This window comes from Afipia sp. P52-10, from assembly GCF_000516555.1.
Taxonomy (GTDB): Bacteria; Pseudomonadota; Alphaproteobacteria; order Rhizobiales; family Xanthobacteraceae; genus P52-10.
The window spans coordinates 461,619-487,360 of sequence record NZ_AZSJ01000004.1; the positions used below are offsets into that span (position 1 = coordinate 461,619).

Sequence of the window (25,742 nt, forward strand, 5' to 3'; positions counted from 1 at the left end):
GCTACGGAATCCAGACCGGTGCTCATTCCGAAATCCTAGCATCAACGGAACGCCCCCAAAATTGAAGCAATCTCATTCGCGGCATATCCGCTCCCGTAGATGTTCGGGACATCGGTCGGAAAGCTATGCTCGCGCAGGGCTCTTGCGATCGCATCGACGTCTGCCCCCACCAGCCTGTTAAACCCCCCGTCAACAAGCTCAACCCACTCCGTCTCCTCACGCAAAGTCGCGCACGGAACCCCGTGGAAATAAGCCTCCTTCTGTACGCCTCCACTATCCGTGAGGATCATGGCCGCATTTCTCTCCAGCCACAGCATGTCAAGATAGCCAACAGGTTCTACTATCTCGATCGCCGCAGACGGCTGAAGCCCGAACTCGGATAACCGCTTACGCGTACGCGGATGCAACGGCAAAATCACACGCATCGCGCTATGGGATAACCCTTCGAGAATTTGCCTCAGCTTCTCCGGGTCATCGGTGTTCTCTTTGCGATGCACCGTCGCCAACGCATAGCGCCCGGGAGAAACATCGAGCGCTCCAAGAATTTGCGACCGGCGCGAAGCGACGTCAGTGAATATCCTCACCGCATCGAACATAACATCGCCGACGTGCTTGACTTTCTCGCCTCTGATCCCCTCCTCGTCGAGGTTCTTCAGGGCGGCAGGAGATGGCGCAAACAGAAGGCTTGAGAGATGATCCGTTAGAACACGATTGATTTCTTCGGGCATTCTCCGATTGAACGAACGCAGTCCGGCCTCGACATGAACAATCGGTATCTGCATCTTGGCAGCGGCGAGCGCGCCAGCGAGTGTCGAATCTGTATCGCCGTAAACCAGAACACAGTCGGGACGCTCCTCGTCCATCACCCGTTCGAGCGCTTGCAAAGCGCGCCCGGTATTTTCACCATGAGAGCCGCCCCCAATTCCAAGATTGAACTTGGGCGCAAGAATATCGAGCTCGTGGAAGAAAACGTCCGACATGTTGTTGTCAAAGTGCTGTCCGGTATGGACCAATACCTCGTTCATGTCTCCATGATCTCTCAGAGCACGACTGACCACCGCCGCTTTCACGAACTGCGGCCGAGCACCTACTACCGTTAGAACCCTCGTGATCGACGGCATCAAACCGCTCGCGAACATTTACAAAGCATTGTCACACCAAAAAACCGAACACAGCGAAAAACATCGCCACCGCCGCTCATCACAACAGGGAGAACGCCGCAGCCCCGACCTTCACGCCCAGAGCAAGCACGGCCCAAATACAAACCACCTTCGATGAGGAGAGCAGTTCTCGCGCAACGCCTGACCAGCTCGAATGAACCACCATCAACACCACAACGAGATATGTGCCATAAAACAGAAGGCCTGATACGGCATAGGCCTCCGACAACAATACCGCAGGCACGACAACAACGGCTCCGACTCTGAGAACCAAGCCGAATATTTGCAGCAAGAGCGCAAAGCGCTGCTGGTTCGTAACGTGTAGCGCCATGGACACCGGGCTCGCGAGGAATTGCATTGCAAACCAGGGCGTCATCCATGCCATCAGCGTACCGGCACGTCGCCACTCCTCGCCAAAGACTTTCGCTGCAAGATCGGGCGCCAGCACCCCTCCAAAGATCAATGGGCCAATGCCGGTTCTGATCAACGATCCGCACACCTGCACGGTAAAATCACCGAGTCGCCCGAGCCTGTACTCAGCCGGAGCCTGAGAGAGATACACCTGAGCGATAGCGCTACCAAGAATACTCATGGGCGCCTGCATGACCGTCAGCGCAAGAAGCAGGAATCCGGCTTCAGCATGCGCCGCCATTGCCGCAATCATAACGATGGGTAATTGGATCGCCGCAACGTTACAGAGCGCCTCTAATGCGGAATATTTCGGAAATCGATGATACTGCGAAAACATCGCACGCATACCCGACCAGGACAGCGCCTCGAACGTTTTTACGCCACGGACAAATCTGCACCCCAATCCGCAACAACCGACGGCGCCGTTCAGCACGGGCCCAACCACCAACCCGAACGGGGTTGCGTGAAGCCACCCCCAACCGGCTTGCACTCCCGCAGCACCAGCCGTTTGCACGATACGGTTCTTCGCAATCAGACCGAAGCTCTTCCCGCGCACAAACCAGAATTGCAGCGCGCTATACGCGCTAACAAAGAGAACGCCAATCGGCAACAGCCACAGATGCCTCTCAATATCCGGCTGCCCGAACCATCTGAAAACCGACGACGGCACGGCAAAAATGGCCAAAAACAACATCAGCGAGACTGCACATGCGCAGAGCAACGCAAGCCCAAGCACATTGATCGCGTCGCCGTCCTTCTCCGGGATAGCCACAGCAACATCGAAGCGCAAACAAGCCGAGACTGAAAAGATCGACAAGAGACTGGTGAATACCGCAAGCACACTGAAATCACCCGGCGTGTAGAGACGCGTCAGAACCGGCAAGGCCAATGCCGAGATCGCAGCTGCAAGGCCGGCTCCTCCAACCAGCACACCCACAGCGCGAACGAAAGCACGCGCCCTTAGCTCTTCCAGGAACTTGCGGATCAAGAGAGAGACCTCCGCTAGCACGTATGCGCGCAGACCGTCAGAGCTAGATCCAGCGACTCGCTCACTCATCAGCTCCAGTCCGATCAGCATGCAAGTTCAACAGGCTCGGCACCAGGACCCGGCCGCGATCAAAATACTTCCGAGCCAACTCGAGCGTCTTTCGCGAATGGTGCAGATCTGTAACCACAACCGCATCGACTTCACCGGCCGCAGCGTCGAATGACTGAACTACGTGCACGCCGACGAATTGCTCGGCTTTTATATCCGGGTCGACGACCATGACGATGTTGGCGCCATGCTCAATGCCACAGATGATACAAATCTCCGCCAGATCTGAACGGCCTGCGAGCGCGATTCGGCGAAAACCACGCATCCGGGCCTCTGCCAACACCGCGCCGCAATCGGCCTTAGATCGGCGAAAAAATTCAAGCGAATGGCTCAAATAGCTCACCGTCAATCGGGACTTTTCGGCAAACCCCTTCGAGGTGAGATAATAGGCATAACGCCGCGCAGGAACCTGCCTAACCTTGACCAAACCTTTGTTAATGCAACGCTTCAGGTAAGCATTGACCAATCCCAAGGCCACGCCGATATCTTGCGCAAGACGGCGCTGACTCTGCGCACCATCTCGCTCGATGGAAACCAGCAGATCCAGCACCACCTTTGCTTCATCCGGGTCTATTTTCGGCGCAATCGACATCCGGCCCGCAGTCACCTTACCCCGTGCACGAAGCCTGATAGACTGTTCACGCCATGAACGTCAACAGCGTTCATCACGTGAACGCTGTTGACGGACCGGTCGCAGTATGATTGCCGCCAACTGATAACGGCCCGTCCAACGACTGGGAAGGGCGCAGTCCAACCGCGCAAGAACGACGATTACGACGGACTAGAAGCGAGAACTCCTCTCGTCTCAGGCATCCCATCGAATGATGAGATCCGATCGCCAATCGGTGTTGCAAGTTCAGCACCCAGCAGGCAAACCATACCGCACCACATGCGGCCCAATAACATCGAGCCTGCCGTGAAACGAACGTTCGACATACTTGCTGCGACAGCGGGATTGCTGGTTTGCACGCCTATCATCTTCATTATGGTCATTCTGATTCGTCGAGATTCCGAGGGGCCGGGGATTTTTGCGCAGGAGCGGGTTGGCCGCGCCGGCCAGGTATTTCGATGCTACAAACTGCGGACCATGACATTTGGAACGCCAAACGTTCCGACCCATCACTCAACAGCTGCGCAAGTCACCAAAATGGGGCGCTTTCTTCGTCACACTAAACTCGACGAATTGCCTCAGCTATGGAATGTGCTGAAGGGGGAGATGAGTCTCGTCGGCCCGCGTCCTTGTCTGCCCACCCAGACCGAGCTTGTTCACGAGCGATCGCGCCGCAACGTACTCTCCTTGCGTCCAGGCATTACCGGTCTCGCCCAGACCCGTGGAATTGACATGTCAGACCCGGTTCGCCTCGCCGAAACCGATGAAGAATATCTGCGTCAGCAGAGCTTTTTGCTCGATATGAAGTTGCTTTATCAAACTGCCTTTGCTGGCTCCGGCCGAGGCGACAGAGTCCGAGAATAAAAGACAAGAGTACGCAGCATTGTATTGGTGGCGCCAGCGTGCACGACCAACTCGTTATTCCGCTTTACTACGCCGCAAGCAGCTCCAGCAACCGGATGAAACCGTCGCGCCAACCATAGTCCGGCGCCAGCGTGTGTGTATGCCAATTCACACTCGCCTCACCTCCAGTTACACGAACCTCATCGATCCAGCGAGCCATCGACGCCTGTCTCTCCACGGCATCGAGACGCATGTAATCGTAAAAATGCGAGTCCATGAAAACCATGGGGATAGCAAGAATCTGCAACGGACGCTCGCGATCCGCATCCCATGGATTGAAACGAAGAGCCGCGCCGCAACGAAAAGCAGGCCGGTCGTTAAATCCGAGGGTCGAATCAAGCTTGAGCCCCGCGGCGGATTGAGCAGTCCATGTCTTGCGCCAATCGAAACGGAGCCAATGCTGACGACAGCGCACCACAGAGGTTCCGGTTGCCTGAACGAGGCGCGCCAACTCCTCAGCGATACGCGAGGAATCATCGTAGCTATCAAACGAAGGATGAAGGCCTACCGTCCACCCGCCATCGAGAAGGAAACGGATCTCAGGCCTCAGCTCGGCTTGCGTAACGTCGTAGCCAGGGTCGACCAGCATGCGGCGCAATGAGCCGCGCTTCAAGCCTGGAGCTCCACCGTAGAAATGAAATGTACTTCGCAATCCGAAGGTTGTCTCCAACTTCCGGACGTCATCGATTTTACGATAATCTGGGCTAGTCGTTGCAAAGTAGAGCGCATGACGAGCCCGCCGTGCGGCCTCCTGCCCCTGCAAATGAAGAGCTGCTCGACCAGCATTGAACAGGTGAAAAGCCGTCTGCTTTGAACGGATCTCGAATGTCTTCGAGATCGCATCCACGTCGTGCGTGAGATCAATCTTCGCGACCGGCGTCTGAACAAAGAGCCGAACCTCGTCGGACTGCGTCGCCCTCGCCGCCATCCTCCGTAAGAGGAGAAACATGCGGTTGACCCAAGCCCGATCATACAATCGGACATCCACCTCCTTAGTGAGGAAAGAGTAGGAGGACGTCAGCCCGACCGGTTCTTGCCCTCCCGACAGAAAGAAAAAGGCCGCCATGATCCAATTGCAACGATCAAATTCCGGCCCAGGCCCTTCGGCGATACTGCTGCAATCGACCAACAAAGCAGACTTCTCGCCGACGCCTATGTCCGCCGCCCAATCCGGCAGCTCGACCATGGTGCACTGGCGAGTCGCCTCGCCTGTGATCACAGGCATCGGAAGCTTAGCGATCAAGTCGCGCAATCTACCCGGCCAATAGCGCGCACCGGCGTCCAGAACCCATTCCCGGCGCGCATTCAACCGGGCTGAACTTGCAGTATCGTTCAGTTCAACGCTCGCATGCATCGCAACTACACTCGGGGCTCAAGATGATTATGACGCTGAAAACATGGACAAGTCGGTCCAGAGATCATCAGCCTAGGGACCTGCTATACTGCGCATTTTACAAAGTATCACTCAATTTGAGGGCGCGGGGGCGTCTTTGGGCAGTATTGTACGGCCATCATCTATAATGTAACGGCAGAGAGGAACCAGCAGCAGTACGCTGCGCCGCCATCCGAACGTGTAGGACGCCATGCCCCACCCCGGCCATGATCGACAGGTGTATGAGCGCGAGATCCATGCCGTACTGCCAAGAGTCCTCGCATTGTTCGATGACAACCCGGTCAGCAACACCCGCGGTACGGCAGATAGACTTTACTGGTCATGGAAGCTGATCGACTATCCAAATGCGACCCCGCAAGGACTTGTTCACGGACTCGCCTTGCTGATCGCGGCAGGAAAGCTCCCTTGGAATATCAACCCGTCGACAATCCTCGAAAGGATAGATGCCGCGATTGATGCTGCGTCAAGACAATGCGCCTCGAACGGAAGCCTCGTGGAAGCCTTCCCTCACGAGGGATCATTCTGCGTCACCGCTCTTGTCGCCTATGATATTCTTTGCTGCATAGACATCCTGGAACCTCACATCGAACGCTCGCGCTCGATCAGGTGGCGCAACTGCGTCGCACCAATGATAGCGTTCTTGATGAAGGCCGACGAAACACACGCCATCATCTCCAATCACCTTGCCACCGCATCCGCCGCGCTCTTTCGGTGGTCCGAAGGCGGTGACGCGCGTGCAAAACAACGAGCTGAGGATCTTCTTGGCGTCATTCTCAAGAACCAATCCAGCGAGGGCTGGTTTCTAGAGTACGACGGCGCAGACCCAGGATATGAAACGTTGGGACTTGGTTATTTGGCGGACATCTATGGCCGCCACCCCTCGAAAGAGCTTGAGACTGCTCTAGAGCGGTCCTTGCAATTCATTCGTTACGCCGCGCACCCAGACGGCTCTTTCGGGGGAAGCTACGGCAGCAGAAACACTCGCTTCATATATCCGGCGGGTTTCGAAATTCTGGCATCCTCTCTGCCCGTAGCAGTCGCGCTGGCCGCGTTTGCGAGGAACAGCATCGCTACGCGCAGTATCCCCGTCCTGTCCTCAATGGACGATACAAATCTTGCACCGATGTTTAACGCCTACTGCCGTGCCTTAAGCGCGCCGACATTCGTCGATTCCCAACAGCTTCTTCTACCCCACCAGACAGCGAATACTTGGCGAAAGAGCATGCCAAAATCCGGACTGACCATCGATAACGGACCGGGTCACTATACAATAGTTTCGTCGTTCAAAGGCGGCATCGTCTACCATTTCATGAAAGATAGAAAGACCAAGCCACTGCTGGACGCAGGAGTTGCTGTTGTTGCGAACGACAAGATTTACACTACCCAAGCATTCAATCGCAACAACCCCGTCACGATACGCGACGATCAGCTGGTTATCGAAGCAGAGTTCGCAGCGGTGATCTCCGAACAGCAAACGCCGTTGACGATGATCATCCTGAGGGGATTGTCTTTAACGGCATTCCGCATTCGCCCGCTGCTCGAACTTTTCAAACGAATGCTCGTCCGCCGTCTTATTACGGGAAAGAAGACAATAGATCTAAAGAACCGTCGAATTATCACATGGGGCGCGGACTTGACTGTTCATGACGAACTCATTGGGCCTATCGATGCAAAGCGAATTCCGCTCACAAAGCCATTTCGAGCGATCCACATGGCGAGCAGCGGGTACTGGCAGATAGGCGACGATCGCACATGATCCCACGGTTCAAACCCGCGCTGGGCACACAGGAGATTCTCGCGGCCCTAAGAGCCGGCGACAATCTGGACGTCGTGCGATTTGAGACCTCCTTCGCAAGAGAAGTCGGGCAACAACACGCCGTAGCATTTCCATACGGTCGAACCGGGCTTCTGATGTTGCTCAAAGCTCTCGGCCTCCAATCAGCGGAAATTATCTGTCCAGCCTATACATGCGTGGTGGTTCCACACGCCATCGTTCTAAGTGGAAATTTCCCTGTCTTTGTTGACAGCGGCAGCGATGCAAATATGGATCTCGACGCGGCGGAAGCCCTAATCGGTCCGCAAACCAAGGCGTTGATTGCCACGTCAATATTCGGCCATTCCGTCGACCTCGACAAGCTGGCTGGCATTCAACGGCGACACCCCGACCTGATCATCGTCCAGGATTGCGCGCATTCGTTTCTCTCCGAATGGCAAGGAGAACCCGTCCATCGCGCAGGACGCGCAGCTGTGTTTGGAATGAACGCCAGCAAGATGATGATGTCGGTCTTCGGAGGCATGGTCACGACTGACGATGCCACGCTAGCCCAACGCCTGCGGGAAATTCGCGATCACAATGTTCTCGCCGCACCAGCGGGAAAGACCATCGCGCGCCTTCTGTACCTCCTGGCTCTGTATCCGGCGTTCTGGCAACCGTTCTACGGCGTCACCGAAACATTGCGGCAAAGCGGTCTCCTCGATCGCTTCACCCGATACTATGATGAGAACATAATCGACATGCCTCGCGACTTCCTGATCGGAATGTCGCGACTAGAAGCGCGCGTCGGCCAGATTCAAGCCATGCGGCTCAGACCATTTGTCGAAGCTCATCGCGCCTATGCTGAATTCTTCCGAAACAGCCTTGCCGGTTTAACCACTCTATCCTGGATCGCCGCACCGCCCGGCTCCAGTTTTTCTCACATCGCTGCCCGCGTCGCAGACAAGCGCGATGTCATGGATAGGGCGCACGCTGCGGGAGTCCAACTCGGCGAGGTGATCGAATATTCCATCCCGGAGATGGCGGCCTATCGCAGCCGGGGCAGCGATCTACGAGCCTTTCCGATGTCTGCGGCCTTCTCCCGGCAGACGATCAATTTACCTGTTGCAGGCCGCTTCAATGTCAAGAATGCCGAGCGCATCGCGAAGGTTCTCCGCAAGATTCTGGAGCAGCAACCGCCTGTTACAGCGCTTCCGAACTGAGACTCTTGCCGAGCCTATGCCCCTCGACCACGCAGACAACAAGCGGACACCCGACCAGCAGCAGCTGGAAGGCCAAGCTCAGAATACGATGAACTGTTGCCAACACCATTCCAATAGAGAATAACCGCAATTTGGCAGGCCCGGTTGAGGATGGTTGACCTTTCAATGGACATGGATGGCGGTATAATACTCAGTCTAATCATCCCAGCTTACAATGAATCATCGATTATCCTCCGCAACATCGAGGAGATCGAAGGCTGGATGAAGGAGAACATGCCGGACCTAGCATACGAGATCGTCGTTGTAGACGACGGCTCTACCGATGCCATGGGACAGCTGATCGACGAACGCGCGAAGAACGATCCCCTGCTAAGGCCCCTACACCACAAAGGCAACAAGGGACGCGGGCGCGCAATTCGAACCGGCTTTTCTGGCAGCAGAGGCAAGTATGTTATCTGCCTCGACGCGGACCTCTCCTATTCACCAAAGCACATTCCCCATCTGCTCAAGCCGCTCCAGAACGACCAAGCTGACATCACGCTTGCGTCCGCCTATCATCCTGATGGCAGCGTCAGCAATGTGCCCCTTTCTCGGGCACTGCTGTCTCGCTGGGGGAATCGCATACTCAGTGCGGGAGTACAGGGCAAGTTCAGCACCGTCACCTGTGTCGTTCGCGGCTTCACGCGCGAAGTATTAGATCAGCTCGAACTAATTAACGATGGGAAGGACCTGCATCTGGAGATTATTCAAAAGGCCGAATTGTTCGGCCTCCGGGTCGTCGAGATACCCGGCCATCTGAAGTGGCGCGATCGCGACCGTGGCCGTAAACGCAAAAACAGATTGCGAGATTATATTCCTTTCATCTCGATGTCAGGGACGATCGCCTCCCACCTTTCTTACAACTATGTCCTCCGTCCTGGAACAATTCTCACCATCCCTGTATTAGGGATGCTGCTCATCGCTCTGCTGGGCATCATGCTGACCGTATATAGCTTTGTCGACCGGCTGATCGAGTCTCCCAACCCTTTTGGACTCATGACGATCTATGTCGCACTCCGTGAGACGCTCATTCGAGGCCAACTCACCTTGTCGATCTCGGTAGGCTCGCTGGTCATATCGGCAATATTCATCGCATTCTACTTTGCCTCGCAGCAAACAAAGAAAAACTACGAAGAGCTGTACACTTTGTTGAATCGAATGAACTTGCGATTGAAGCAACTCGAGTCTGAGAAGGAAGGCTGATGTGTGGCATCTGCGGATGTGCTGGTTCGCCCGACAATTCGAGGCGCGTTTCAGCCATGCTCGGTCGGATCAGTCATCGAGGTCCGGATGGTGAAGGCACTTGGCAATCGCCAGTTATAACGCTCGGCCACAGACGTTTATCGATTGTCGACCTGTCGCCCAGCGGTCATCAACCGATGACGTCGGCTAACGGGAACGTGACGACCGTTGTTAACGGAGAGATCTACAATTATCCCGCCCTGCGCCGCGAACTAGAAGCAAAGGGAGCCGTCTTTCAATCCCGCAGCGACAGCGAGGTCGTACTCCAAGCCTATCAAGACAGCGGCACAACCTCCTTCTCAACGTTCAATGGCATGTTCGCGTTCGGACTATGGGATGATCGGGTCCAGAAGCTGTTCCTCGTACGCGATAGATTGGGCATTAAGCCGCTTTATTACTGGGTTGATCCATCGAGCAACAGCTTCTGTTTTGCATCGGAAATCAAAGCGATCTTGGCCGCAGCGGGTCGAGACCGCTGGCTCATTGATGCCGAGGGCCTCGCCCAATACCTGACTTATCAGAATCTGATTGGAGACAGAACACTATACGATGGCATACGAATGGTGCCACCCGGACACTATGTCGAGTATGATCGAAATGGCATAAAGATCTCAAAATATTGGGAGCCAATATTCTCACAAAAGCAGTGCAATGATTTCTCTGAAGAAATCGAGCGCTTTCGCGACTTGTTCTCCCGCTCTGTTGAACGACACCTAATGAGTGACGTACCGATTGCTTGCTACCTGAGCTCTGGATTCGATAGCTCGATGGTGAGCGCAACAGCTGCGAAACTCATGCCAGAGCCTCCAATAGCATTTACCGGCCACTTCTCGGAAGGCGCATGGTACGATGAAAGCACCGGCGCCAGCGATATTGCGACCCACCTCGGCATTCCCGTGCGCAAGGTGCCGATCGACGCAAACGATTTCGCGAAGCACCTCGACGACGTGATTATCGCCTTGGACCACCCCCGCATGGGTATGGGAGCGTTCTCACAGTTTATGGTGGCGAAAGCTGCTGCAGAAGAACGCAAGGTTATCCTCACCGGTCATGGCGGCGACGAGCTGTTCTCAGGCTATCCGGTCTTTAAGCTGGCAATGCTGTTGAAGAATCTCCGATCGAAACAGCTCGCCGGCACCTTAAGCTCGCTAAAGTTTCACGAACTACCTCACCTGGTCTACTTCTCCATGCGCCTCATCAGCGGAGTCGGATCGTTCTTGCCCGTGCTGTTTGACAAGGCTGAACAAAGCAGAATTCTCAATCAAAGAGCATCGGAGGCGGTCAAGCGCACAAACCCCGAAAAATCGCTGCAAACGTTGCTCGCCCCCATGCGCTCTGACTATGAGCGCATCTTAACGACTTATCTTCAGGTGTACCTTCCTGGTTTGCTTGTCATAGAAGACAATATCTCAATGGCGCATGCGCTTGAGGCTCGGACGCCGTTTCTCGACAACGAAATTGTCGATTACTCACTTAGCTTGCCGGAAGAAACCAAGCTTCAAAAAGGAACGCTAAAGGCCATCATCAAGGGTGTCGCACGCGGCACCCTACCTGACAGGATCTTCAGCATGCCAAAGCGAGGCTTTCCAACACCGTTACCGGCATGGCTACGAGGTCCCCTTGCAGAATGGCTGAAAGAGCGCCTTTGTGGTCCTAATACACGTCTGAATCTAATATTCAGCGATGCCTATTTGGCGAATGTTACTTCAAACTATCTCGGGTCGTGGCGAAAGCATATTCGAATTTTGGACGAAATCCCCACTCATCGGATATGGATGCTACTCTGCCTAGAAAGCTGGTTACGCCAAACTGAAAAGGTGCACGGAGTTAGCATATCTATCGATTAACGACGCTTAAACAAACACGTTGAGCTGTCTCCTCAGCATCGAAGTATTGGATAGTCGCCTGCTCCAAAAAGCCGCCCGAAGTAACGACTAATCCGCTCTTGCTGATGTCTCCCCCGCGAGCTTTCAAGCTGTTGCGTGCGCACTACCACTTGACCATATCACCCGGACCCAGAGCCAGATGCCTCTACGATCAGCGCTACCCAAATGGTATTCAAACACATTGTTCGGTGATCGTGAGAAATGGGGAAAGACTCCAAACACCAAAGACCCTTCGTGGATCGAATGGGTCAACCGCGAGCCAGAAATTTACCGAGCGAACCAAAAGGCGGGCGTTGGAAGCCGCGTAAACAACGCAGGCTATAGAATTCTCGGAACAATCGACCTATCCGGTAAGACCGTTCTAGAGATTGGCCCTGGCGAACTAACCCATACCAATCAATGGGTCGGAATTCCTGAGCGCTATATTCTTGTCGATCAATCCCAGGATTTTCTGACCTCCGCTGAGGCAACGTTGCGCCCCATGCACATCGCTGTGGAGAGCCATCTGGTCAGCCGTCACGGTCCGGCATTAAGCGATATTCGTGAAAAGTCGGTCGATATTGTCTTGAGCTTTGCCAACCTCGAGCACTTGCACCCGCTAGAAGATCACCTCAACGAGATAACAAGGGTTCTCAAGCCAAATGGCCTACTCGCAGGAGCAATTCCATCAGAGGGCGGCTTGGCCTGGGGAGTCGGACGCTATCTCACTTCTCGCCGGTGGTTTGAAAAGAACACAAACATCGACCTGTACAAACTCATTTGCTGGGAGCACCCGAACTTCGCTGACGAGATCTTGGCTTGCATAGCCGGTAGTTTCGAATTTGAGCGCCGAGCGTACTGGCCTACTCGAGTACCTAGCATCGATGCTAATCTCGTGATCTCGTTCGTTTGTAGATTGCGCGAGCGAACGGGCACGCGCTACAGTTGACTGCTCTTCACGGCCGGACTTTGAAATGATTTTTCTAGTATTAGGTGACGATAAAATCTGTCGTGCATTTGTTCGCGACAATGTAGTACCGGAAAGCGTCAAGCTGATTCGCGACAAATCGAGTGCGGGGATAGGTCGTATTTTGCGCCTCGTACGCAAGGGAGTGCTAACACCAAAGCAGGTCGTACAGATCGCCCTCGCCGAAACATCTCGAGCCAGAGCCCCAGCGTATTCTGCGGAAGAGGTATCCTCGTCCAATGAGCTTCTAAAGTTGGTCGAGACATACAGCCCCTCTAAGATTATCCTGTTTCGCGCAGGACTGATAGTTAACGGCAAGCTTCTTAGTAGCGGCCTGCCTATATGGAACCTTCACGCTGCCAAGATTCCCGAGTACGGCGGCCTTGCGTCAATCTCCCGCGCCCTCCGCGATAGAGCATTTCATCAGTGCGCAACTCTACACGTCGTTACATCTCGCATCGACGATGGCGAAGTGCTCGATACTGAGCCATACACTCTAAGCGCAGATCGAAGCTACGCGGCGAACGAGGCCGTCGCATACGCCGCCGGTTCACGGTTGCTCCGACGAACTTTAGACAGGAGATTACGGCAGAGCTGATGTCTGCCCGCCTCTGAAGAGAAAGCAAGCATCTGCATAGATACGATCAACGCAGAAATACCCCATCAAGGTAGTATCCAGTTTCCGGATATTAGATAGCCTCATAACAACCACTAACGAGCAGACGACGCCGTCAACACTAGAATATGACCGTCATAAAAACGGGATAATGCAACAATCAACGTCTTGACAAAGACGTAGTGCTTTTGCCGGACACTCCAACCTCAGAAACCACACAGCCCCCGCACTTGATCCGCTGGCAGCTAGGGGAACGCTAAAGTTCAGATTGCCCGCAACGATCCATTAGAAATTACTATAGCACCGCCAGACCGATTGACGATATCAGCCCAAGACCGCGCTAAAACGTCATTGCATGAGATTTGAACGTGACGGATTGGCAGTGTTGACCAAGCCGCGTATTGACGCGACTTAGGACGCGCTGAATGCAAGTGAATAGCTCCCCGTTTCGTCGGGGATCACACCCGGCAGTGGAGATGATGCTGTCGGCACGAAACTGAAAGATTATTCTGCGTCACGCAAATGTGCTACCGTTTATGTAGAACTAACGCTGTGAGGCTTGAGACTAGCGGTGCACGCGGTTGCAATTAACTGATGTTACTCTATTGAGTTTGCCCCGCCAAAAGTCGCAAGCTAAGAAGCACCTATGAATAAACTAAGAGCGCTCACAGCAAGGACATTAATAATACCGAGCGCGAAAATTGAAAGCGTTATCGCTATCGGGATAACTCTTTGCGCAGCCATCGCCGTTTGGCATTTCCGAACGGTGAACGCCGCCGAGGCGGGCGCCTTCAATGCATTCTCGCCATCGTGGCTCGCTAACCAGGTCAGCAACACGCCCGCCTTCGCTAAAGATTTCCCGAACGGCGAGCTTGAGGTTCTCAAGTCGCTACCAATGCTAGTCTATCCGATGCTCGGCCGGCACGGAATTAGCGGAATTCTGATCTTCAAAATAATGATGTTTCTCGAGATAGCGTCCATAGTAGCGGGCACGGTCCTCGCGACACGTCTATTACGTCCGGGTGCTTATCTAGTAGAAGGGCTCCTCATTTCAATATTACTGTTTGCGAGCGGATTTATCAATGCAAGCTTGGCTCAGTGGTGGCACCCATACTACGGCTCCGTCTACAACTACGCTTACGGCGCAGGCTTAGCCGGCTCCGCCCTTTTGATTACCGGCCGCGTCCACATCGGTGCCGTACTATTGTCGCTAGCTTACATGACGCATCCCGTTATTGGATTATTGATGCTGTCGTTCGCAGGTACGGCCGTTCTAAGCGAACTCCGACGTTACAACATTATCGCACTCTTTCAGTCCGCCGCGATCTTCATCACTTTCGCCGGCGCATATACTGCTATTGCAATGGGAGGGGCCGGGGTAACGAGCTCGCAGATACCCGCGGATCTTTACATTGGTATAACGCGATTCATGAGCTATCATTGGTACCCTATATCGATTGGTATGTTCGATCGTCTTTACTTTATGAGCCTTGTGCCGCTGACCGGGCTTCTCTTCTTGCTGGCACATTATCTCTTTGGGGATCAGGATCGCTTGACTGGACTGAACCGTCAGCTCGCCGCTGGCTTCCTTACGCTAGTCCTACTGACCGTGTTTGGCGTTCTTGCCTCGGAGTTTTCAAATTCTCCGGTCCTTATCAAGCTCGCCCTGCAAAGAGCCAGCGGCATACTTTTGCTGTTTGGCGCCATAATAATTATTCCAGGTATATGGAACGACATTCAGAAGAAGAATATCGTCTTGGCAACGATTGCACTCTTCATCCTAATATTCCCCTTCGGGGTGACTTATGGGATGCCTGCGTTTATAGCGATCTGCCTCGTTCTGCCAGCGACTATACGTTGCTGGCGTTTGAATCCCCTAAGTCAGCGGTCGTTGACGCTTGCCATACTGGCAATCTTTGCGATCACTGTTTTTGGATGGCTCGCTCTGCGCGGACTAGAAGGCCCCATCGGCGAAGCCTACTTTGCATATGATACCATAAGTAATCTGCCTACATGGGCTGTTGCGACAATCGCGATCTTTTCGGCTGTTGGATTGGGACTACGCAGTAGCACTTCCCTTCTTGTGCTTGTTGGACTGGGAGCCATTTACTGGTCGCCGATCGCTAATCCGTTCACGTATCCAGCGGCGCTCAAGGTCGCTCGCAACTATCTTGCAGCACAACAATGGGCTCGCTTGGAAACATCTCCGGACGCCCTCTTTATGCCAGACCCTGCGCACGCCTATGGTTGGCGCGAAGCATCTGAACGTCCATCATTCGGATCTACACGCGAATGGCTTTATACGTCATTTGCCTACAACACGTCCAAAGCCGTATTCGACGAAGGCCTTAAGCGATACTCGGAGCTTGGACTTGACGCCCGCAACTATCTTAAAATGGACCCGAACATCGCCCGCACCAAGGCTCTCGAAGACGCCCGCCAGTTCTACTATAGCGCACCAGAAAGCTGGTTTCGCGACATGAGCAGACGATATGGAATTCGCTACTTTATTTTTGAAAAAGCTCATATGAAGAATCGACCGCCTACTTCGGTCGTTTTCGAGAATGAAGATTATCTGATTGGAGAAGCGAAGCTCCCTTAATTCCATGAATCATCCGGGGATCCGGAGTTCCTCCATGTCATTATCGTCCGCTACGGTAACTGTTGCCGCTTGTACTATCCGTAGCTTGATCTACTATCCACGGGCGTTCTTTGAGCAAATCTAAGACAATCCTCGGGAGAATAGACCGGACATGCTGACTCGGGATCGTTCGAGTTCTGACATCATTTCTTGGTCGGAAGGTTTCTACTATTTCGTCCGCACAAACTGGCGGATTCCGATAGGCGGCGCAACTTTAGCAATAGGCGTCGCTTCAGTGCTCCTATACATGCTTCCCAATTATTATCGTTCTCAAAGCTCGTTACCATTAACGGTCAATGCGAGAATAGCCCTTCGCTCAACCGCCTTCCTTACCCCAATCGCAAGTAATAGCCTCACGGAAGAATTCAAAGGCGACATCTCAGCCGCTATCCTTCGTTTGCAGGAACGCCTAAGCACTCCTATAGAATTGGATCCCGTTACGAGCCTTTATCGGGTTGAGCTCACGTGGGACAGTCCCAAGAAGGCGAAAGAGCTTCTAACATCGATTGTGAACGAGGCCATAAAATGGTCGCGCCCGATCGGATCAGACCGGGAAATACGACTAGATCAGATTAAGACGCTGGAAAACAACATTCCGAACCTACGGAAACTTTACTCGCAGCTATTAGCTCAAGCTAAATCAAACCCAGATCGGCTAGATCTAGATCGCATTCCGGCAACGCTGTTCTCAATCGAGAACGACATTTCCCAAAAGCAAACGAAACTAGCCTCCCTTAGGCGCTCGCTCGATGGAAACGCAACTGAGGATGTGATAGAGTGGCCATCCGATCCAGAAAAACTGGAGAAAGGCCTGCTATCGCTGCACTAGTTGCAGTCACCATTATATTACTAACTGCATTATTGCTTTATTCTCTGTATCAACTCTCCTTGCGAAGTGAGCAGCAAGGCATCAACTGATACGGCGGTCTAAGTAACTCGTCCGTCGTCGTCTGGCCGTACGCGATCTATTGGGATATTGACTCACTTGAAGGTTGCCACTCATCACCTTTTATGGAGGTCGCCCCTAGGACAGGCAGTCGCGACCCTGCTTCGATCTAAATCACGCGACAAAGTGTCGTCGGAAATGCTCCGATCGACGTGCTGGTCACCGTTGTCTCCCTGATGGATTAACTCAAGAAAATGACCCGCCGCCGCTTTTGCCGAGATATGGTCTCGGCTATCATTCGAATGGGCTGCGCGCTTGTGCTGACGCAGCCATGGCCTACAGCGTGGAGTAAATTGGCATGCTGGCTCGCGACTTTTCGAGCTCTAATGATGCTTTTGAGCGAGCGACCGGCTTCCTAAGATCAATACGATCCAACTGGTGGGTCGCGTTGGCTGGTGTCGCGCTCTCCGCATCCATCGCATCTGCAATACTGTACCTGTCGCCGACTTATTATCGGTCTCAAGCTGCACTACCGCTTTCCGCTCACGCAAAGTTAGTTCTGGGCTCTAAGGCGTTTTCTTCTAAACTTTCGGGCGGCGATCCAACCAAGGACCTTAAGGTTGGAAGCCAACTGGCGTCACCTAAAGAAATGAATGGAAGCTACGGTCTGTACCGCGTCGAAGCGACATCAAAGAACCCGAAACAGTCGAAACAATATCTGACCGCCGTTGTCAACGAGGCGCTCAATCTATCCCGCCCAGTCGGTTCCGACCGGAGCGAACGTCTTGAGCAGATACGCATGCTCGAAAACAACATCTCCAATTTACGCAATCTGTACGGGAAGTTGGCGGCGGCTCAAGCGCCCCAAGACACGACGAATATCGAGCAAATACCATCGACGCTCTACTCGATCGAGAATGACATCTCCGAAAAAGAAGTGAAACTCAGCTCGCTGAAGCGAGGCCTGGAAGGGCCCTCATCAGCTGACGTCCTTGAATGGCCTTCCGAACCAGAGGCTGTCGGCGGAAAAGTTGCGACAGCTGTCATAGCCGCGCTAGCAACCCTCATTTTGACTATAGTGCTGCTATATACGTTATTCCTGTTGTCATCTCGGAATGAAACGCGGCCGTTCAGAAATGCAACCCGTTGAGCGAGTTGACTGCGAAGAGGATGATTTCGACCCGCTAAAACGACTGGCGGTGATGGCATCATCGCTGATCCTGGCGGCGACAATCCACTTCACCCATCAAAACTATTTAACGCCAGTTTGGGAAGATTCGGGATTCAAGTTCTTTGCCCCTTTTGAGTGGCAGTACATTTTCGCTGCATCATCGATAATCGCTGTCTCCTGCGCCGTTCCAACCGCAATTCGTTCTGCGGCTGACCTTATCTTGGTTCCATTCTATTGTGCCGTCTATATCCCAACGATCGTAATCACACTCGCCATTGCTCCAGACACTTCGATTTATCTCCCGGCGCTGACTGCGCTCTCGTTCTCGCTTTTACTTGCCTTCCTAGCGGCTCGTTTGGGCGGCATGCCAAACGGCGGGGTCATACCGGCAAGATGGGCAATCCGCGCAGTCGTGGTGACCTGGATAGCTGCAACCGCTATCCTCCTCGCCCAGTATGGAGGTCAAATACGGTTTGTCGGGATCAGCGGGACCTACGACCAGCGTGCTGTTACGCAAGGTGCCGTCGGGACACTGATCGGATACGCGCAAACATACTACCTTTGGATGATCAACCCGCTACTGCTAGCGACTGGGCTGTTGCTCAGCATCAAGCACTATGTGCTGTTAAGTCTTTTTGGATTCGCACTCATCTATGGCATCGATGCGCAGAAGGTCGCCATTGCGATGCCGGTAGCGATCGCCTGCGTTTACTTCGCGATCCGATGGATGCCAAACATCGCACTATCAACGATTACTATTCTGCTCGTTGAAACAGCGGCCCTCATAATTTGCGTCAAGATTGGCACGTCCCCAGAAGGGTCAGCGATTGCTTCGGTCTTCGCAGTAAGGACAATCGGAATCCCGGCTCAGACTTTCACCCAATACTATGATTACTTTGCTAACTACGGATTCACATGGTGGTCAAACGTTAGAATAATCGGCCAACTCGCGCCAGTAACAGAGCACGCTCAAAACGCAGACTGGCCGGTTATAGGTCGGATTGTCGGAGAGCACTATTATCCCAGCCGAGGCGTCAATCAGAATGCCAACATCTTTGCTAGCGACGGGATAGCTGCCGCTGGCACAGTCGGCATCTTGGTTGTTGGCGCGATCTTCGCCATCCTGATATTCACCATCAATCGTGCATCGAGAACGTGGGCTCTGCGCTTCGCAATTCCTGCGCTCCTTCCCCTAACGTTCGCTCTGCTAAACGCCTCAATATTTACCACTCTTCTCTCATTTGGCGGGTTTGCTTGGCTTCTTTTCTTCACGCTTTGCGGCGAGCCAAGGTCGCACACTCCAGACTAGCTGATCTTTATTGTCCCGGCGTCGTTCCATAGAGCACCTCCAACGCCGGGATAGACGTTGGCAGATCGTTAATTTCAACGTCGCGAACGATGCTCCACCGTTTCCGTCAATGGCGGAATTGTCGGCTGAAATCTGTAGTTCGTGGTCGAATCGAAGTTGTTATTGTTGTCGAGGCCTTCAACGTTGAAGGTGACTTTCATTTGTGTCGCGTTCGGGATGCTTTGATCTTCTGAAAGGTACACGATGAACTTCGATGCAACGGTAACGCCGGAACCCCCATTCGCCACTGGCAGAACACCAGACGCCTCGGAGCCAAGCGCAACCGTTTCCGCCCTATTCTTCAGTAACTTTCCAGACGTTCCATCGAACCGGGAGAAACCATTGTTTTTCGCGCCAGCATGTCCGATCAGCGCCATCGGTGTTTGCCTGGGTGATCCACCAGTTCGCGCCGACCCGTCCACGATGCATTGCAAACGATCGCCGACCTCGACATTGATACCCTGGCGCACCGCCGATCTTGCCAGCCACACGTAGCCGCACTCTTGCTAATGGGCATTTCTTGTTATCTTCCTCGCCCATTTTCAGCACCGTCATCCCGACGATTCTAACTAAGAAATGCTCAATTGGCTTCACCACCACGCCGAGCGGGTCTCATGGGGAGCCCCAACAAGAGCCTTGCTCTCTCTCGTGTATGCCGCAGCGATCTTTTGTCGCTTATCGGGATTATCTTCATCGCAATTGGAAAAGCTACGGCTTTGAATTTTTTCTCACCTTCTGCGCTTACAATCGTCGCTGTGGCCACTCTGACAGCCATTCAAGCCGCCGCTCTACCACACCACATCGACCGCACATCTGGTCTCTTCGTTTCCTTTCTCTACGTCCTTGTGATCGTCCCCACCTTGATGGTGACTTCACTACTGACGGAGCGTAGCGTCATCCAGCACGCTCCATCCTTGCCACCATGACAGCAGGATTTTGTCTATGTTGCCTTGTTGCAAGATTAGGAGATGCTCCAGTAGGGAGGCAGATTTGCAGTGCCCCCCACTTGAAGCTTTGATTGCGATATTTTTTTTCGATCGCCACAGTCACATGAATTTTTGTATTGTGAGCAGTCACAGTTTATTATCTTGCAGACTATTGGTCTCCCGGGTCTTGCGTTATCGAGCTATACAGAGACGTTTTCCGGCGACCGCCTAACTCGCGGAATCTCTCTGTTCGTTCCGAGGTCCGTCGAGCTATTTGACGATCCAAGTTGGCCACAGCTCGGCCTAATAGTACAACGCCACACGATCGGTTATGAGAACTTCAATTATAATGCGCATCCTTTTATTGCTGCCGTTCGCACTCTGGAAGTTACTCACCTCGAACCCAAAGCCAACGAGTGAAGGGTTCTTTATTGCGTTCTTCTTGAGCGTCGCGCTCTGGAACATCGTTCAGGTACGGTCTCCAAACACAGATTGAATGGCTTGATCAAGATTGATCAGTCGGTGAAGCGGTGTGGACGATCGGCCTGACGTCGCGCGAACAGAACGCGTCGCTCTTGTGCCCTGCGAACGAGTGCTTCGAATAGCATTACCGCCGAGTGCGCTTGAACTAGGGTTGCTGCAGTGATCATGTCATGGTCCAGCTTATGCGATGCTAAGCGCGCCTCAATTTCCCGCATCGTGGATGGATTTGTTCTGCATTCCACGGCATTGATTCTTGCGTGTTTGAGCAGAACAGGATCGTTGTCCGGCAATCCCGCCCCGTCGATCTGCAGTAGTAGGGCCTCGATAGCTTTGACGCGATGCATCTCGATGGTGCGGACTTTAAGCTTGCGATAGCGCAGGATCTCCCAGGAGAGTTCGGCAAGATCGAACAACCAGAGCCATTCGAGATTGGATTGCGGCTGGATATCCTCGATCAGCAACTGGCGCAGCAGTTCGTAGTCCTCACGGCTTTCACCGGCAATCAGGGCCGGTTCGGCGAACGGCCGTAGCCGCTCCGGGATTGCGAGCTCGTTGGTGCGATAGCTGACCGGTGTCGCGGTATCTGGCGTCATCAGCCGACCTTCCTTGCAGGCTTGGCAGTTGCACCGTCGGCTGATAGCACCTGACTTGCTGCCCAGAACTCAGCTGCAGCTTCCATCGGCGTGAGGCCCAGATTGCCCCACCAGGCGCGCTCGTCACCATATCGATGCAGCGCGTTGTGATGCTCCCGGCAGAGTGGCACCGTGAACTCATCGCTGACCTTGCGTCCCAGCGCCCGCGGCTGTGCAAACTTCAGATGATGGGCATCGCAGGGTGTCCGCTTGCAGACCAGGCATGGGTGCGACGCCACGAATGTGAGGTGCTGCTTGTTGCGACGGCGCAGCGTTTTGGGAAGCGGAATCACCGCCTTTGAGGTTTTCGTGTCCGTGCCATTGCTCGCGCCATCATTCAGCGGTGGCGCAGGTGCAGCGGTGATGGAGGTCTGGGAGTCGCTATCCTGAGGCTCGGTTGGCGAGCCGAGCTGATCCGAGCCGACAGCCGCTTGTAAGGTATCGAGCTTGGCCTGGTAGGCCGCATTGATGGCTTCTGCGTCCGGGCCCTGCAGGATGTTCTTGGCCGGCAATCGCCGTAGCGCCCACAAGGTCAGGTCCTCCACCGTCGCAAGGGATGCCAGTTCAGTCGAGAGCCGCTCGCACAGCGCGCGGGAGCGATCGGCCGGTAGCAGCGTTGCTGACTTAGCGGTGCGCGCCAATGAACGCGGCGGGGCGCTGGGAGGACTTATAGGGGCCGGCGGTGCCGAGAGCTCCGGCGCATCCAGATCATCCTCGCCGGCAATGCCGACGATCGTGAACAGGGCATAACGGCGGGCGTAGGTCAGGGCTGCGCCCAGCTTGTGTGGCGAGGCCACTTCGCTTGCCGGACAGACCGGCCAGTCCGAGGCGATCCACTCGCCGGAGGCATGAGCCAGCACCGTGTTGAGCTGGATGAGCCCGGTCTCCTGGTCCGTCGCCGTGCGCTGGATGATGGCGATCTCGTGCTCGCCCAGGGCTTTGCGGATGATCTCAAGCCCGGACGCCAATGAGGCATAGCGGAACGAACGGACACCCTCACGCGGGAACGGCGACGGGATGATTGCCGACAAGGTCTTCTCCGGGTTCTGCAACTGCTTTTGTGCGAGCGCCAAGGCCGCAGCGATCTTGCCGATGGTGTCACTGCTGCTGTGCATCGACCGTCTCCGTCGCAAGCAGCTCAAAGCTGACAGCGCCAGACTTGGAGCGCTTGGCCCGCAGGCCGTGTCCCACCGCCTCCTTGGCATCCAACGGCACCAGCTTCTTCAGCTCCGCCCTGGCCACATCATGCTCGCAGAAGGCCTCGTGGGTCCGCCGGAAGGCGCCGGCGAACTCCGCCCAGGCATTGGAGGCACTCATGTCGACGATCCGGACCGCGCTGAGGCGAGGTTGCGGCGGCTCGACCTCGAACACCAGAGGCGGCTCACCACTCTGGACACAGCGCCAGAACTTCTTCTCCGCGGTGATCAACAGGTGCTGGTACAGGGGATCGGCATTGATGCTCAGCTTCACCCATTTGCCGCCACCGGTGATGATCGAGAGCACAGCCGTTCGGGATGTCGTTACCCACATGTTGTGCTGCAGCTGCGCCATATGCTTCTCGGCCGCGGCCTCTTCCGAGAACGACCAGGGCAGCATGAACTTGGCTTCGAACACCGCGCCGGTCGAACGAACGATCCCGTCCAGTGTCGCCCCCATCCAGCTGAGGGCCGGATGGCGCACATGCTTCTGGACGCTGGTCACCATGGTGCCGGCATGCCGCTCGAACCAGAGCCGGTTCAAGGGCTCCGTCGCGTGCCCCAGCTGGACCACCAGGCTGCCCGACAGATCTCTGGGCTCGACCTCGCCGCGCTTTTCCTGCCAGAGGCGCAACAAAGCCTGTTCGTCCGCGCCCATGATGATGCGGGCATCGGAGCCACCGATAAACCCGCGCCGATCAAGCGGGCCAGATGATCGTTGGCCCTTACCAGGCCGATGACGCAATGCGACAGAACTCACCGGTGATCTCCTTCCAACACAAGCGGCGCCGTCCGCCGCAGTGCCGAAGCCCCACCAAAGCGCTGCGCTCGTGGGGCGGAGTATCCCGGAGTGCCTCCGGCTTCTGACAGAACTGCTCCGATCACGCGCGAATACCAGTCCTTTCTCGAGCAATCTTCTTGCGTCTTTGGCTTCGTTTTGTCTGCTTAAAAAGGACTGGGATTGCCTGCCACAAACCGCTATTCGAGCCCACCATGGCCACCGACAAGCAGATCGCCGCCAACCGCCGCAACGCGCTGAAGAGCACCGGCCCGAAGACTCTCGTCGGTCGCGCTGCCTCCAGCCGCAATGCCTTCCGGCACGGCCTGACAAAGCCGCTGACAGATGATCCACGCACACTTGCAGCGGCACGCCAACTGGCAGACGCGATCTTCGGAGCAGCAACTGATCCAGAGAGGCGCGAGCTCCACATGCACATCGCGCTCGCTCATCTTGAGATCCGGCGCGTCAGGGTCGCACGCAACCATACACTGAGCTTATTGATGACCGCGCTCGACGACAGCAGCGATGCACAAACGCTCAAACACCTTGGCAGTTTTGATCGCTATGAACGTTTAGCAAGACAACGACAAAAAAGAACTATTCGCTCATTCCAAAAGGGGGAGAACATCCTCGATCGAAAAACCTAACTCAACGTCTCGACCGCCGCTCGTTGTAACGTCGCTTGAATGATATATTGCGCAACTGCCGACAACGTATGTTCTGCCTTGACAAAGGTCCGCGCTGAACGAGCCATACTCGCAAGCATTGCTCGATCCGAAAGCCTCGCCTTGATGACACGCGTTAGCCCACCTGGCTCAGTGTCGTAATAAAAGCAGTGCTCACCTTCGCGTAGAGGCTTGTAGCGCTCAATCGATGGGTGGTTGATGATAGGCACAGAACCACACATCGACGCTTCATAGGCGCGAAATGTCTCGTGACCATAGCCCTCCGGAGCCCATGACATCCAGGACTGTGCGATCCGCTTGAGATAAAGGTCTGTAGAAAGGTTGGTTTCGGGAATATCTATTCGATAGCCCTCCTCTCTTAACGCAAGCAATTCTTGTAGACCCTTCTCTCGCACGGTCGATGAACCATTGACACGGCCTGCAAAGAAAACGTCTGACGTCTTTTCGCTATCCGGAACAGGCTGCACACTTGTGTCAAACCCGATCGGCAGACCAAGGGAAATCGGGCGAAGTTTTGCCAGGCGCTCGCGATTTCTCTTCGCCAACCGGAAGCGTTGCGTTGGCAGATGACGGTGAACAGTCCCCATGAACACGCGCCAATGATCTGCTGGCAGTTCACGTTTGAAATAGAGTGTCGAGCGATCAAGTAGGAACAGATGCCTCCGATGAATCAGGGGCGCATCGTCCATGTCCCAAATAGCGATTGGCGCTGCCACACGACCACGGATTAACTCCTGCCCGAACATCCGAAAGTACGGCACGTTTCCACGCAACGCCGATCTACGAAACAGCGATCGAGAAATTCCCTGCCAATGCCAGGGCCGAAATGAACCGGGCTGAATGACAACGATATCGTANGCCGGATCTGCAAGCGCTTTCGCAAGACATGGCAACGACGCCAAGGTGACCAAACGATCCCGTGGACCGGCACTTTCTAGTTTCGCAACAGGTTTCGTCGACCAATGATCGGTAGAGTCGGGAAATGCCAATCCCATGACCGGATTTTCTCCGATCTCCAGCACGCGAGCGGTCGACGTCATACCATCAAACTAAGATTGAGATTAACTCATCAAATGTCGGGCTTCGAACTTATCATCCTAAGCGAATGCCTACAATCCGCTGAAACCATAAGCCAACCCTTTCGTTAAAAGCGCCCTCTCCTCGTTAGTCCTCCATACGATGCAGCAAGCTGGCAGCATTCAAGAGTGTGGTGGTCTCGTAGAGCAGCTGTTCAATGTCCATCGCGACATCGAGAGCAGCGGCATGGCTACCCGCAGACAGACAAGCTGCAGCGGCTCGACCAAGTTCTGCGGCATTATCAAGCCGACGACTAAGTTCGGTCAAGTGAAGGGCAACGGCGGCATCGTGCATAGAAAGCGCGCTCCTGAGCGATCTTATTCGCAGCATCACCGCTAGTTCCAGCACAAGTCCAGTCCCTCCATGAGCAATCTTGTTGCTCTTTGGAGCGATTGTTGTCTGACAAAACGAAGCCAATTCGTCGCGCGTCATCTCGGTAAGATCGGGCAGCAAGCAAAGACGCAAATGGACTAGGCTACTAGCGCCCAATGAGCTTGACGGGATCGATCCCGATTGCCGCGCAGATGTCGACAATTCGTCAACATCGACGCGACGCTCGCCGCCTTGGCATTTGTCAATGAAGAACTAAGGTTTATGAGCTTGGCTGAAAGCCCACTCGGGTAAAGTGGCTACGAAT

22 protein-coding genes are annotated in these 25,742 nt (G+C 54.5%); 12 read left to right on the plus strand and 10 right to left on the minus strand.

Annotated elements, in window-relative coordinates:
• Positions 1 to 41 precede the first annotated feature (41 nt).
• From wecB to X566_RS16955, 3 genes are all read right to left on the minus strand, one after another.
• Entirely contained in the window at positions 42 to 1,139 is a 1,098-nt protein-coding gene (wecB, locus tag X566_RS16945) for a non-hydrolyzing UDP-N-acetylglucosamine 2-epimerase (RefSeq protein WP_343213106.1), read from the minus strand.
• Positions 1,140 to 1,200: 61 nt separating this feature from the next.
• A complete protein-coding gene (locus X566_RS16950; RefSeq protein ID WP_160170490.1) occupies positions 1,201 to 2,559 on the minus strand; it encodes a lipopolysaccharide biosynthesis protein in 1,359 nt (452 codons plus the stop codon).
• Between the two features lie 61 nt (positions 2,560 to 2,620).
• Positions 2,621 to 3,259 (minus strand): winged helix-turn-helix transcriptional regulator, encoded by a 639-nt coding sequence (locus X566_RS16955; protein ID WP_034469589.1) that lies wholly within the window; start codon positions 3,257 to 3,259, stop codon positions 2,621 to 2,623.
• A gap of 324 nt (positions 3,260 to 3,583) precedes the next feature.
• On the opposite strand from X566_RS16955, the gene X566_RS16960 reads away from it, so the two are divergent.
• On the plus strand, positions 3,584 to 4,141 hold the full coding sequence (locus tag X566_RS16960; RefSeq protein ID WP_244434816.1) for a sugar transferase: 558 nt from the start codon (positions 3,584 to 3,586) through the stop codon (positions 4,139 to 4,141).
• Positions 4,142 to 4,208: 67 nt separating this feature from the next.
• On the opposite strand, the gene X566_RS24020 is transcribed toward X566_RS16960, so the two are convergent.
• The gene (locus X566_RS24020) at positions 4,209 to 5,534 is read right to left on the minus strand and encodes a polysaccharide deacetylase family protein (protein WP_051444282.1); all 1,326 of its coding nucleotides are present in this window, start codon (positions 5,532 to 5,534) and stop codon (positions 4,209 to 4,211) included.
• A 256-nt stretch (positions 5,535 to 5,790) separates the two neighbouring features.
• Between X566_RS24020 and X566_RS16970 the strand changes: the two genes are divergently transcribed.
• The 10 genes from X566_RS16970 to X566_RS17010 all read left to right on the plus strand — a co-directional run bounded on the left by X566_RS16970 (position 5,791) and on the right by X566_RS17010 (position 19,285).
• A complete protein-coding gene (locus X566_RS16970) occupies positions 5,791 to 7,329 on the plus strand; it encodes a hypothetical protein (protein WP_152539944.1) in 1,539 nt (512 codons plus the stop codon).
• Positions 7,326 to 8,549, plus strand: a complete 1,224-nt coding sequence (locus X566_RS16975; protein WP_081740286.1) for a DegT/DnrJ/EryC1/StrS family aminotransferase — start codon at positions 7,326 to 7,328, stop codon at positions 8,547 to 8,549. Before X566_RS16970 ends, X566_RS16975 begins: the two co-directional genes overlap by 4 nt.
• Positions 8,550 to 8,699: 150 nt before the next feature.
• A complete protein-coding gene (locus X566_RS24025; protein ID WP_051444283.1) occupies positions 8,700 to 9,791 on the plus strand; it encodes a glycosyltransferase family 2 protein in 1,092 nt (363 codons plus the stop codon).
• Positions 9,791 to 11,677, plus strand: a complete 1,887-nt coding sequence (asnB, locus tag X566_RS16985) for an asparagine synthase (glutamine-hydrolyzing) (protein ID WP_081740287.1) — start codon at positions 9,791 to 9,793, stop codon at positions 11,675 to 11,677. The genes X566_RS24025 and asnB overlap by 1 nt, the downstream gene beginning before the upstream one ends.
• A gap of 220 nt (positions 11,678 to 11,897) precedes the next feature.
• Positions 11,898 to 12,644, plus strand: coding sequence for a class I SAM-dependent methyltransferase (locus tag X566_RS24405; RefSeq protein ID WP_160170491.1), 747 nt, complete (start codon positions 11,898 to 11,900; stop codon positions 12,642 to 12,644).
• Between the two features lie 25 nt (positions 12,645 to 12,669).
• Positions 12,670 to 13,260, plus strand: a complete 591-nt coding sequence (locus X566_RS25595) for a formyltransferase family protein (protein WP_081740289.1) — start codon at positions 12,670 to 12,672, stop codon at positions 13,258 to 13,260.
• 664 nt (positions 13,261 to 13,924) lie between these two features.
• The gene (locus tag X566_RS16995) at positions 13,925 to 15,880 is read left to right on the plus strand and encodes a hypothetical protein (RefSeq protein ID WP_034469600.1); all 1,956 of its coding nucleotides are present in this window, start codon (positions 13,925 to 13,927) and stop codon (positions 15,878 to 15,880) included.
• A gap of 151 nt (positions 15,881 to 16,031) precedes the next feature.
• A complete protein-coding gene (locus tag X566_RS24765) occupies positions 16,032 to 16,748 on the plus strand; it encodes a hypothetical protein (protein WP_152539945.1) in 717 nt (238 codons plus the stop codon).
• Between the two features lie 415 nt (positions 16,749 to 17,163).
• Positions 17,164 to 17,955 (plus strand): hypothetical protein, encoded by a 792-nt coding sequence (locus tag X566_RS24770; RefSeq protein ID WP_152539946.1) that lies wholly within the window; start codon positions 17,164 to 17,166, stop codon positions 17,953 to 17,955.
• Positions 17,921 to 19,285 (plus strand): hypothetical protein, encoded by a 1,365-nt coding sequence (locus X566_RS17010; protein ID WP_152539947.1) that lies wholly within the window; start codon positions 17,921 to 17,923, stop codon positions 19,283 to 19,285. The genes X566_RS24770 and X566_RS17010 overlap by 35 nt, the downstream gene beginning before the upstream one ends.
• 74 nt (positions 19,286 to 19,359) lie before the next feature.
• Here the strand turns inward: X566_RS17010 and X566_RS17015 are convergent, their stop codons facing one another.
• From X566_RS17015 to X566_RS17030, 4 genes are all read right to left on the minus strand, one after another.
• On the minus strand, positions 19,360 to 19,815 hold the full coding sequence (locus X566_RS17015) for a hypothetical protein (protein ID WP_152539948.1): 456 nt from the start codon (positions 19,813 to 19,815) through the stop codon (positions 19,360 to 19,362).
• A gap of 950 nt (positions 19,816 to 20,765) precedes the next feature.
• Positions 20,766 to 21,326 (minus strand): hypothetical protein, encoded by a 561-nt coding sequence (locus X566_RS17020; RefSeq protein ID WP_051444284.1) that lies wholly within the window; start codon positions 21,324 to 21,326, stop codon positions 20,766 to 20,768.
• Entirely contained in the window at positions 21,326 to 22,480 is a 1,155-nt protein-coding gene (locus X566_RS17025) for an ERF family protein (protein WP_034469610.1), read from the minus strand. Before X566_RS17025 ends, X566_RS17020 begins: the two co-directional genes overlap by 1 nt.
• Positions 22,464 to 23,306, minus strand: coding sequence for a YqaJ viral recombinase family protein (locus X566_RS17030; RefSeq protein WP_051444285.1), 843 nt, complete (start codon positions 23,304 to 23,306; stop codon positions 22,464 to 22,466). The genes X566_RS17025 and X566_RS17030 overlap by 17 nt, the downstream gene beginning before the upstream one ends.
• 248 nt (positions 23,307 to 23,554) lie before the next feature.
• On the opposite strand from X566_RS17030, the gene X566_RS17035 reads away from it, so the two are divergent.
• On the plus strand, positions 23,555 to 23,989 hold the full coding sequence (locus X566_RS17035) for a hypothetical protein (RefSeq protein ID WP_034469612.1): 435 nt from the start codon (positions 23,555 to 23,557) through the stop codon (positions 23,987 to 23,989).
• Here X566_RS17035 and X566_RS17040 read toward each other — a convergent pair.
• Complete coding sequence (locus tag X566_RS17040; protein WP_160170492.1) at positions 23,986 to 25,050, minus strand: glycosyltransferase; 1,065 nt, start codon at positions 25,048 to 25,050, stop codon at positions 23,986 to 23,988. The genes X566_RS17035 and X566_RS17040 overlap by 4 nt on opposite strands.
• Before the next feature lie 142 nt (positions 25,051 to 25,192).
• Positions 25,193 to 25,537: a hypothetical protein gene (locus X566_RS24775; protein WP_152539949.1), complete on the minus strand. Its 345-nt coding sequence runs from the start codon at positions 25,535 to 25,537 to the stop codon at positions 25,193 to 25,195.
• Between the last annotated feature and the right edge of the window lie 205 nt (positions 25,538 to 25,742).

What these genes read in the sequence shown, in the direction of transcription:
- wecB (WP_343213106.1), bottom strand. Translation starts at nt 1,139, where the DNA reads ATGTTCGCGAGCGGTTTGATGCCGTCGATCACGAGGGTTCTAACGGTA.
- X566_RS16955 (WP_034469589.1), bottom strand. Translation starts at nt 3,259, where the DNA reads ATGTCGATTGCGCCGAAAATAGACCCGGATGAAGCAAAGGTGGTGCTG.
- X566_RS24020 (WP_051444282.1), bottom strand. Translation starts at nt 5,534, where the DNA reads ATGCATGCGAGCGTTGAACTGAACGATACTGCAAGTTCAGCCCGGTTG.
- X566_RS16975 (WP_081740286.1), top strand. Translation starts at nt 7,326, where the DNA reads ATGATCCCACGGTTCAAACCCGCGCTGGGCACACAGGAGATTCTCGCG.
- X566_RS24025 (WP_051444283.1), top strand. Translation starts at nt 8,700, where the DNA reads ATGGTTGACCTTTCAATGGACATGGATGGCGGTATAATACTCAGTCTA.
- asnB (WP_081740287.1), top strand. Translation starts at nt 9,791, where the DNA reads ATGTGTGGCATCTGCGGATGTGCTGGTTCGCCCGACAATTCGAGGCGC.
- X566_RS25595 (WP_081740289.1), top strand. Translation starts at nt 12,670, where the DNA reads ATGATTTTTCTAGTATTAGGTGACGATAAAATCTGTCGTGCATTTGTT.
- X566_RS16995 (WP_034469600.1), top strand. Translation starts at nt 13,925, where the DNA reads ATGAATAAACTAAGAGCGCTCACAGCAAGGACATTAATAATACCGAGC.
- X566_RS24765 (WP_152539945.1), top strand. Translation starts at nt 16,032, where the DNA reads ATGCTGACTCGGGATCGTTCGAGTTCTGACATCATTTCTTGGTCGGAA.
- X566_RS24770 (WP_152539946.1), top strand. Translation starts at nt 17,164, where the DNA reads ATGCTGGCTCGCGACTTTTCGAGCTCTAATGATGCTTTTGAGCGAGCG.
- X566_RS17010 (WP_152539947.1), top strand. Translation starts at nt 17,921, where the DNA reads ATGAAACGCGGCCGTTCAGAAATGCAACCCGTTGAGCGAGTTGACTGC.
- X566_RS17020 (WP_051444284.1), bottom strand. Translation starts at nt 21,326, where the DNA reads ATGACGCCAGATACCGCGACACCGGTCAGCTATCGCACCAACGAGCTC.
- X566_RS17025 (WP_034469610.1), bottom strand. Translation starts at nt 22,480, where the DNA reads ATGCACAGCAGCAGTGACACCATCGGCAAGATCGCTGCGGCCTTGGCG.
- X566_RS17035 (WP_034469612.1), top strand. Translation starts at nt 23,555, where the DNA reads ATGGCCACCGACAAGCAGATCGCCGCCAACCGCCGCAACGCGCTGAAG.
- X566_RS24775 (WP_152539949.1), bottom strand. Translation starts at nt 25,537, where the DNA reads ATGACGCGCGACGAATTGGCTTCGTTTTGTCAGACAACAATCGCTCCA.